We start from the raw sequence: 8621 nt of genomic DNA, 5'->3' as shown, positions 1-8621 counted from the left end.
TTATACAAAGTATAGACTATTAATAATTGATGAAATTGGTTATTTGCCCATTGATCAAGAGGATGCCAAGCTGTTTTTTCAGCTGATTGATCAGAGGTATGAGAAGCGAAGTACCATCTTTACGACAAATGTAAATTTTAAAGCGTGGGATGAGATCTTTCAGGAAGCCAAACTGGCTAATGCGATTTTAGACCGTATTTTACACCATGCATCGGTAGTAGCAATGGTGGGAAGTTCTTACCGCCTAAAGGATCACTTTACAACAGAAAGCGAGTAATTTTGTACACTCTTAAACGAGCAATAATGTACATATTTACGTTGACATTTATAACTAAATTCAACACTTTATTGCTTCGATATGGCCTAAACAATGAACAAATTCTTATCTGGACACAAGAATACTCAGATTCAAAAGTTTATATGCATACCAAATTATTAGAGACGGAATATACAGAAATAGGTGGCCCTTATGGGCTTGCGGTTCAAAAAAACATTTCAGAAAGAAAAGTGGTATTTTTTATCATTATGTCCGTTCTAGAGTGGTTGGATGGGGGGGAATCAATTGAAGAAATCATATAGCGCTTTAAATATACTCCAGGAGCGCTTATCAGCTACTACAGATGGAAAGGGCTTCTTTAGGTATCTTATGTCTACCCGGCGTTATATTACCATAGCGGTGGATTATTTCGAATATGTAAGAGGGGTTATTTTCGTTAATGATTTAAGAAAAAACTTTGGAGAAGAAATTCCTTTTCAATTTGACATTGCAGTTCTCATACACATGCTATATAAAGATTTTTTAAGTGGGGTAAGAAAAGGTTCTGCACCGAATGAGGAGATTGCCAGATATTTGATACGTGGAAAGCAACAGTACTTTAAATCGAAAATAGAAAAGCGGGTGATGAAACCTTTAACAAAGAATTTATTTCAATTTGAAACTGTGGAAGAAGAAGAGGAAGCTACTCCACAAAAAGATAAGCAGACCGCTTTTTTAGAAATTAAAATGCATGAGAATGAAATACTCCGTGCAGAAGTCTTGCTGAATGATTTAGAGATTCATTTTAAAGGGTTGGAAATCAGTGTCGAAGAAGTAATGGCAATAGTTTATTTGGATTTTATTTCAAATATAAAAGTTAACGGTAATTCTTTAAAGCTACAAAAGAATATAGTCGCGCACCTAAAGCAAGCATAATAGGCAATTAATATTCTATCTGGTCATTTATATACTTTTATAAGCATCCATCAGGGTGCTTATAAAAGTATATCTAGAATGTCTTCAATTTTGATTTCTAACAAATCATTAAATTTATCAACAACCCGAATTCTTTGAGTTTGAGTATTAAAATAGTGGATATGTCCAATTACTAATTCGTATCGGTGTTCTCGAAAATAAGTAATCGATACTTCTTTTGTATATTCCATTGAATCACAAATAGTATTATTTAGGTAATCCAACTGTTGCTCATCTAGTTCTGGCTTGTGTATGTATTCTTGCTCTTTATAAAAGTCTTTAAAGTTAGAAATTAGTTCAGGCTGCATGGAAACCATCCGAAACTTCTTAAGGCCACGATCTTTAATTCCCATTATATACCCTCCAAAACAAACGTATGTTCTGTTTATTTTAATCCTATCTGTTTTTAAACACAAGGACAAATTTTTCCATCAGTCACAGAGTTTTTGATCTAACTAATAGAAAAAATTAGACTTTTTCATAAATTATCGAACTTTATATAAAAGCCACAGTTGATTTGCTCACAGAAAAAAGGGTCCTAATACGGAACCCTTCTTGTTAAAATCGTTACTTCCTAGATTTATCTATTTTATCGATGACTTTTTTACTCTCTTCCGCACTAAGATTCGTGTACTTAGATGTCGTCTCAAAAGAGCTATGGCCAAGCTGGTCTCTTAACAAAACTAATTCCCCGCCATTCCGGATCCATTCTGTTGCAAAAGTATGCCTCAGTTTATGAGGGGATAGTCCCTTGCCCTCCAAAAACTCTTCTTGTGAATTAAAAGCTTTCGTATATTTAACCACAAGGTTCTGAATGGCCCTTACAGAGATTGGTTGGGCAGCCCCTTTGTATTTAGTTAGAAAGACGTAAGGAACACTACTGTCGGGTTTATAACGGTCATTTCGAATCTTTAAGTAATCTTTTAAATCTGAAAGGGCAGAAGGGAGGACAAAGGCAGTATCTTCTTTATTTCCTTTCCTAACAATGTCAATTTGTTCCTTCCTAAAATCTACGTCAGGAAGGGTAAGACTCGCGATTTCACTTACACGAGCTCCGCTACCTAATAGCATACTGATAATACTTATGTCCCGCTCCTTGTCTCTAAGAAATACTCCTTTTTTACGACCGGTAAGTTTTTTCTCATATTCGTACTTCACAAAATCAATAAACTCATTAATTTCATTATTAGATAGAATGACAGAGCTTATTTTCCTTGCTCGTCTGCTTGCTGTTTCTTTCTCTTTGCCTACTTTGATTTTATTGAAAACATTTCGATAAAAATAGCATTCCCCTTTGTTATCTCCTTCCGTGATTTCCGTTTCCGTGGTGAGATAATTAAAAAGGGATTTCAATGCATTGATATTTCTTAAGACTGCACTTTCGGATCGCTTCTTTTTTACTCCTTCTCGTTCTTTAATAACTTCTTCCTGAATATATTCCAGATAGAATTCGGCATTTTCCTTTGTTAACTCTTCTAGTGTTAAAAGAGGTGTTTCCTTAACATCTACCGTTGAAATACCCTCTTTTTTAAGCCATTCAAAGAACTTTTTATATTCATGAACATATCCAAGAAGAGTTGAAGAGGAGTACTTTGCTCGTTTTTTAGCTCTAACAAATTCAACCACATAAGGTGGCATATTATTTAATTTTTCCTCCAGACGATTTTCATGCACCATTTTTTCTCTGGATGGAGCTGGCATTATACATCAACCTTTCAAATTACCAAATGTTAAAACCCTTGATTGCATTTTTTAAAGATTGAGGATATATGAGTTCTTTTAATTTTTTTTCTCGCCGCGATAAGTTCCCAATATAACGGATCATTACTAATATACTTAATAAAAGGGCAGCATAACCAAAATAAATTTTAGGGGAGAGTAGGGTAAAGTTGAGAATTATCAATGCTGTAGACAAAGATAGCAACATTGATAAAACATTAGTAATCATATTAAACCGCCCAATTTTATGGATTAAATAATGGTATTGTTCAAAATGATTATATGTTTCTTTGTGTTTTGTTTTCCAAGACGTCTGGGCTTTCTCCATTTTTTTATTAAAAGTTATTATTTCAGGATCTTCTTTTTTTTCTGTATCCAAAGCGCGCTGGAAGTTGATTTGCCGGCTGAATGCAGCTATCGCTCTTTTATTTTGTTCTCTAAATTCTTTCTTCCACTGCATTTCCTCAAAATCCCGTACCTTTTTATTGAGGCCAATTATTCCAGTAAATAGGGTTCCAGTATTAATCAGACAAATAAGTGAAATAAGAATTGTAGAGGTCTCATCCGCATAGTTAGGATTTAAATTTGAGTTGATAAAAAGTACCATGGCTGCAAATCCAATCCAAGATAGAATCAAGAGCAGCCTTCTAAAACTAAAAGGTAGTAACATTCTGCACACTCCATAAGATTCAAAGATATGATGTTTCATTTTTTTTCTAAATAGTTCAATAGGAGAGAACTTAACAACTTTCATTTTACCAAATATCGAAATTAGTCGAACTATGCGTGAAATACAATTTTAACGAACATTTATTCTTTACCTTAGGTTAATAAGAGTCCTTCTTAAAGGAATTGATGTTATTTGATTTAAATTATAATTTTTTATTTTATCGAAACCCTTTCCTAATTCAGAAATGTAAAAGGTAAAGTCACTGTCTATCTCAGTGTCAACCTGGTTAGAGCATATTTTTTTCATAACTAAATCTTGTGAATACCATTGATTATGCTCAGCTGCTATGTACCACATTTCTTTAATACAGGCTATTTTGACCGTAGATATACCGACTGCATCATAAATTCTTTCTAAGAAGAGGGTGAATGAATCTAGGGATCTGAAAGGCCAACCAGTTGTGTAATAGCATTCATTTAGTTGGACAATATAGTTATTAACGAAATAAATAATGTCGCTTCCTATAGCATTATAGAATTCTTTAATAACTTTTTCGTCAGAGAGTAGGGTATAAATTGGTTCAAGGAAATCACTGTATACATGGTCTACAATCAAAGTTTTTTGGCATATTTCGTAGAACTCAATCCAATTACTTGGAATACCCCTAATTGATTCTTTATATTCTCTTACTGTAAGTTCTGTTGTTGTTATTACAGGCATTAGGATTTCTTTAAATTTAAAATAAGCTTTAGCGAAAGCAAATACATCCTCATATTCCTTGTTAACAGCTTTAGTTATAATAGGGCCAAAATTAGACTTTCCTAAGTCAACTGGTTCTTTACCAGTTAAAATGAAATAAAGTATTTTACCAAGAGAATATATATCACTCTTGTTAGTACCATTTTTCAATTTAATTAATTGGTCAGGATCGACAAACATCCATTGTCCATATCCAGCAACAGAGGATTGAGCTATATTGGAATGGCTGTTAGAATCTTTACCTAAACCAAAGTCACATATATTGATTTTTATTTCAGAAACATCATCCTCAAAAATAAGTATATTGTTAGGGGACAGGTCTCTGTGCAACACTCCACGTTCGTGAGCAAACATTATGCCCTCAAGTATCATCTCGAAGATCCTAAGACGTTCATTAAACTCCAGCTTGTCGTTATGCTGTTTGATATAACTATATAAATTAGTTTTAGCTAACGGCATAACGTACCAATACTTCTTATTATTAGTATCTATGGTAGAATCTAAAATATCTATTATGTATGGACAGTCCTTAAGTCTTTGTGTTAACTCAATTTCCTTACTAAATCGGTGGATAATCTCACTATCATTATGGTATTCCTTTTTTAGCTTTTTAACTGCAAACTTCATTTTAGTCATATTGCAAAGATACTTCTGTACAGTAGCAAATCCACCTTCACCGATGTTCCTCTGAAATTGAAGACCTTCAATCATTTTATAAACTCCTTTAGATAACAAATATATACTTGATTATATCAAGGTATAATATTCCAGTCGACTATTTGTTCGTTAAATTAGAATTTAACGTGAATATAAATTTTCCATCATCTTCCCCTTTAAACCGAAGGTCCTATTCATACCAACTTGTACGCTGCCATATTCGTTGGCAGTGTTTTTTGTTGTTTTAGGAAAAAATTGTGGCGGTACAATTTTAGAAAATCATGCGACAATAGATTAATGTTAATCATTCCCTGGCGGGAGGAGGGGCAAAAAGGGCCCGAAGAGACAGCGTTCCTTCAGCCTAATTTAGCCAAAACCATGACTAGGATAAAGTATCTTGGTAGAACAATCAGAGAATATTTAAGATATTATCAGGATGTACCACCTCCTTGCGATGAGAACTGTCCTGATTGTAATAGAAAATTATATAAGCATGGCCGGTACTATCGTATGGTTATCACAGGGAAAAAGGCGAGAAGGATTCCGATCTACCGATGGTATTGTCCTGCTTGTGGAAAGACTTTTTCATTATTGCCAGATTTTCTCTTCCGCTACCAAATCCATAGTGGGCAACTTTTACAAAGAGCCTGGCTTTTGCGGTATGTAAAAGGTCGAAGCTATTCTTTTATTCAAACGTACTTCTCGCAAAATGTTTTAGGGGGAGTAAGCTACAAAACTGTTAAACGATGGGATCGGCTTTGGAAGGGCCCGCTCAAGTCTCTTGTCCAATTCCTTCTTTCTTCAACAGTTGAAATTAAGCCATTTGCATTTGAATTTCAAAAAATTAAGCACTTAACAGTGGAACAACTTCTATTATTCCTTCTCCCGTTGGCATGGGAAATTTCTCATCCTACCACCCCCTATCCTTCCTGTGGTTACTTCCAATGGATAAATCAGTTAAGAGAAAAAATATAAACCACTCCATCCTTTATTCCCCATCCCACTCTCCGCCTACTTTCTTTCCGAATCCTGTTTCTCCCCCCTTCGGGGTATAATCCTCCTAAAATATGTATTTAAAACGAACGTTCCCACAGAATTTGGGCTCTCCCTTTTCATTGGTTCCTGTTATTTAATGAAACTTGTAGAAGTTGATTAAAAAGAGGGAGAGTTTTATATGGACGAAAAGCTTAGAAATGACATTGCCTTATACCGCTTTGGTTTGATCGCTGAAATTGTCACCAGAGAGCTCCCAAAAGGAGAACAAGCACAACGGCTTCGTAGCATCGCAGAGGCTGAACATATGAATCCATATGGAGAGATGCAAAAGGTCGGCATCCGTACGCTGGAAAGGTATCTGCAGCTTTATCGCAAGGGAGGGTTTGAGGCATTGAAGCCGGTGAAACGAGGCGGATATGCACCAAGGTCTATCTCAAAAGAGATACTGGAAAAGGCCATTCAATTGAAAAAGGAACGCCCAGAGAGATCGGTCGAACAAATTATCCGCATGATGGAGTTGGCAGCCATTATGCCAAGGGGAAGCATATCCGAAAGCACCCTCTCCAAACAGTTTAGGAAAGCAGGTATAACGAAAAAACGGCTACAACAAACACCTGTAGGCAACCAGTTTCGCCGCTTTGAATTTCCGTATCGCAATGCCTGTTGGCAAGGGGATGTCCAACATACTTTGTATCTTCCGGATCCCAAGGATTCAAATAAGAAGCGAGTGGCCAAGTTGTTTGCATTCATTGACGATTATAGCCGATTCATTGTGCATGGGCAGTTTTACTTTGACGAAAAAGGTGCGCAACTGGAAGACTGCTTCTTTAAAGCCATCTTAACTAATGGAAAGCCTGAACAAATCTATGTGGATAACGGATCCATTTATCGCGCAAAGGCGTTGGAGACAACCTGCGCAAAGCTCGGGATAAAACTGTCCCACTCTACTCCAAGACGGCCACAAGGGCGCGGGAAAATTGAGCGTTTTTTCCGATTCGTAGATACGTCCTTCAAGCCTGAGGCTTATGATCTGATCGAATCAGGAAGGATTCAATCCATTGAACAATTAAATCGGTATTTCCACATTTGGAAAGAATCCATTTATCATGAAAGAACACATGGGGAAACGAAGCAAGCGCCGAAACATCGCTGGGAAGAGTGTGAGCAACCTACGGTCTCCATCTCCTTTCAGGAACTAAAGAACGCCTTCTTTTGGGAAGAAGAGCGAAAAGTGGACAAGACAGGCTGCATCTCTTTTCAGGGAAATAAATACGAAGTGGATTCCCGATTGGTCGGTGAAATGATTACTCTCCGTTTCGATCCTAATGACCTGGAATCAATCGAAGTATGGTTTGACGGACAACAGTTTGAAAATGCAATTCCTTTAAAACTTGCCCGTCCAAGACATGAAAAGGTAGCTTCTGAAACCTCAAATAGAGCTGAAGAAGAATCTGGCCTCAACTTTTTGGATTTAACAGAACCCGACCATGAAAAGAAACAAAAGGAAAAGCGAGGGTCATTAAGCTATCAAACTCTTATAGGGGGAAAAGAAGAATGATTGCAAAACATTTTGGATGGAAGCACACTCCATTTCAAAAGGACATTCCTACTAGACACTTATTCATGGCAAAACAATATAAAGAGCTGCAGGCACGGCTGACATTTATGATTCAGCAGCGTTCATTCGGTCTGATTACCGGGGAAGTCGGCGCTGGAAAATCAACCGCCATCAGGTCACTGAAAGAACGATTGGAAGCAAATCAGCATGTTTTTCTTTATTTATCTGACTCAGCTTTAAAACCCCGCGATTTTTATCGAGAAATGCTTCTCCAGGTAGGAATAGAACCCAAATTTCTGGCGAGTGATCTCAAACGACAATTTAAAACAGCCCTCCTAGACATCTATGAAAACAAAAAGAAAACGCCCGTCGTAGTGATTGACGAAGCGCATTTATTGTCATCATCGATGTTACAGGAAATCAGATTCCTAACAAATTTTCAAATTGATTCCCTGTCACCTTTGGCCCTTATTTTGGTTGGACAGCCCGAATTAAGGGACAAGCTCCGTCTAAGAAGCCTGGAAGCCATTTCTCAAAGGATCAATACCCGCTTCCACCTTGATGGGATGAGTTTCGAAGAAATGATAGAATACATCAAACATCAATTGGAGGTGGCAGGAGAAAGCCGCCAGGTTTTCACGGATTCATCATTAAAATTAATCTTTAAGGAAACTCGAGGCATTCCGCGCTTAACGAACCGTTTATGTACGGAATGCCTGTTAGACGCAGTTTCCAGGAAGCAGGAACTGGTAGACGAAAACTCGGTAGAGCGAGTCATAGATGACTACCGGTTTTAGGACCTGAAAAGGTCCTTTTTCTGTTTAGAGAATAATATAAATTTGAAATGAATTCAATGGAACTTTAAACCATATAATGCCAACGAATTTGACTTAACTAAAAAGGAAACGAAAGTGACGGTGGCGAAAATAGTCTGTTGCCGTCATTGTCGTTTCCGAAATAAACGCCATTAAAAATGGCTCTTAACACCAACTAAGGGAAACAAAATAATTACTTGATTAGTTTTGCACCTT

9 protein-coding genes are annotated in these 8621 nt (G+C 36.7%); 5 read left to right on the top strand and 4 right to left on the bottom strand.

The window, feature by feature from the left end; genetic code table 11:
* Together BQ5796_RS13140 and BQ5796_RS13130 are read left to right on the top strand one after the other, a co-directional pair.
* Positions 1–277: ATP-binding protein (locus BQ5796_RS13140; protein ID WP_159431003.1), on the top strand; the 277-nt coding region annotated here is incomplete at its 5' end.
* Between the two features lie 285 nt (positions 278–562).
* A complete protein-coding gene (locus BQ5796_RS13130; RefSeq protein WP_071460627.1) occupies positions 563–1192 on the top strand; it encodes a hypothetical protein in 630 nt (209 codons plus the stop codon).
* Positions 1193–1251: 59 nt separating this feature from the next.
* On the opposite strand, the gene BQ5796_RS13125 is transcribed toward BQ5796_RS13130, so the two are convergent.
* The 4 genes from BQ5796_RS13125 to BQ5796_RS13110 form a co-directional block, all read right to left on the bottom strand.
* Positions 1252–1584 carry a YolD-like family protein gene (locus BQ5796_RS13125; RefSeq protein WP_071460626.1) on the bottom strand — a complete coding sequence of 111 codons (333 nt, stop codon included), beginning with the start codon at positions 1582–1584 and terminating at the stop codon, positions 1252–1254.
* Between the two features lie 214 nt (positions 1585–1798).
* Positions 1799–2932, bottom strand: a complete 1134-nt coding sequence (gene xerS, locus BQ5796_RS13120) for a tyrosine recombinase XerS (protein WP_071460625.1) — start codon at positions 2930–2932, stop codon at positions 1799–1801.
* 19 nt (positions 2933–2951) lie between these two features.
* Positions 2952–3620: a hypothetical protein gene (locus BQ5796_RS13115; protein ID WP_071460624.1), complete on the bottom strand. Its 669-nt coding sequence runs from the start codon at positions 3618–3620 to the stop codon at positions 2952–2954.
* 147 nt (positions 3621–3767) lie between these two features.
* Positions 3768–5090 (bottom strand): serine/threonine-protein kinase, encoded by a 1323-nt coding sequence (locus tag BQ5796_RS13110; protein ID WP_071460623.1) that lies wholly within the window; start codon positions 5088–5090, stop codon positions 3768–3770.
* A gap of 243 nt (positions 5091–5333) precedes the next feature.
* Between BQ5796_RS13110 and BQ5796_RS13105 the strand changes: the two genes are divergently transcribed.
* From BQ5796_RS13105 to BQ5796_RS13095, 3 genes are all read left to right on the top strand, one after another.
* A complete protein-coding gene (locus BQ5796_RS13105; protein WP_071458604.1) occupies positions 5334–6011 on the top strand; it encodes a DUF6431 domain-containing protein in 678 nt (225 codons plus the stop codon).
* Between the two features lie 199 nt (positions 6012–6210).
* Positions 6211–7590 carry a DDE-type integrase/transposase/recombinase gene (locus BQ5796_RS13100; protein ID WP_071460622.1) on the top strand — a complete coding sequence of 460 codons (1380 nt, stop codon included), beginning with the start codon at positions 6211–6213 and terminating at the stop codon, positions 7588–7590.
* On the top strand, positions 7587–8387 hold the full coding sequence (locus tag BQ5796_RS13095; RefSeq protein WP_071460621.1) for an ExeA family protein: 801 nt from the start codon (positions 7587–7589) through the stop codon (positions 8385–8387). The genes BQ5796_RS13100 and BQ5796_RS13095 overlap by 4 nt, the downstream gene beginning before the upstream one ends.
* Positions 8388–8621 lie beyond the last annotated feature (234 nt).

The sequence above is a fragment of the Bacillus massilinigeriensis genome (assembly GCF_900111815.1).
GTDB lineage: Bacteria > Bacillota > Bacilli > Bacillales > Cytobacillaceae > Mesobacillus_C > Mesobacillus_C mediterraneensis.
This window is presented reverse-complemented; position numbering and strand designations above follow the sequence as displayed.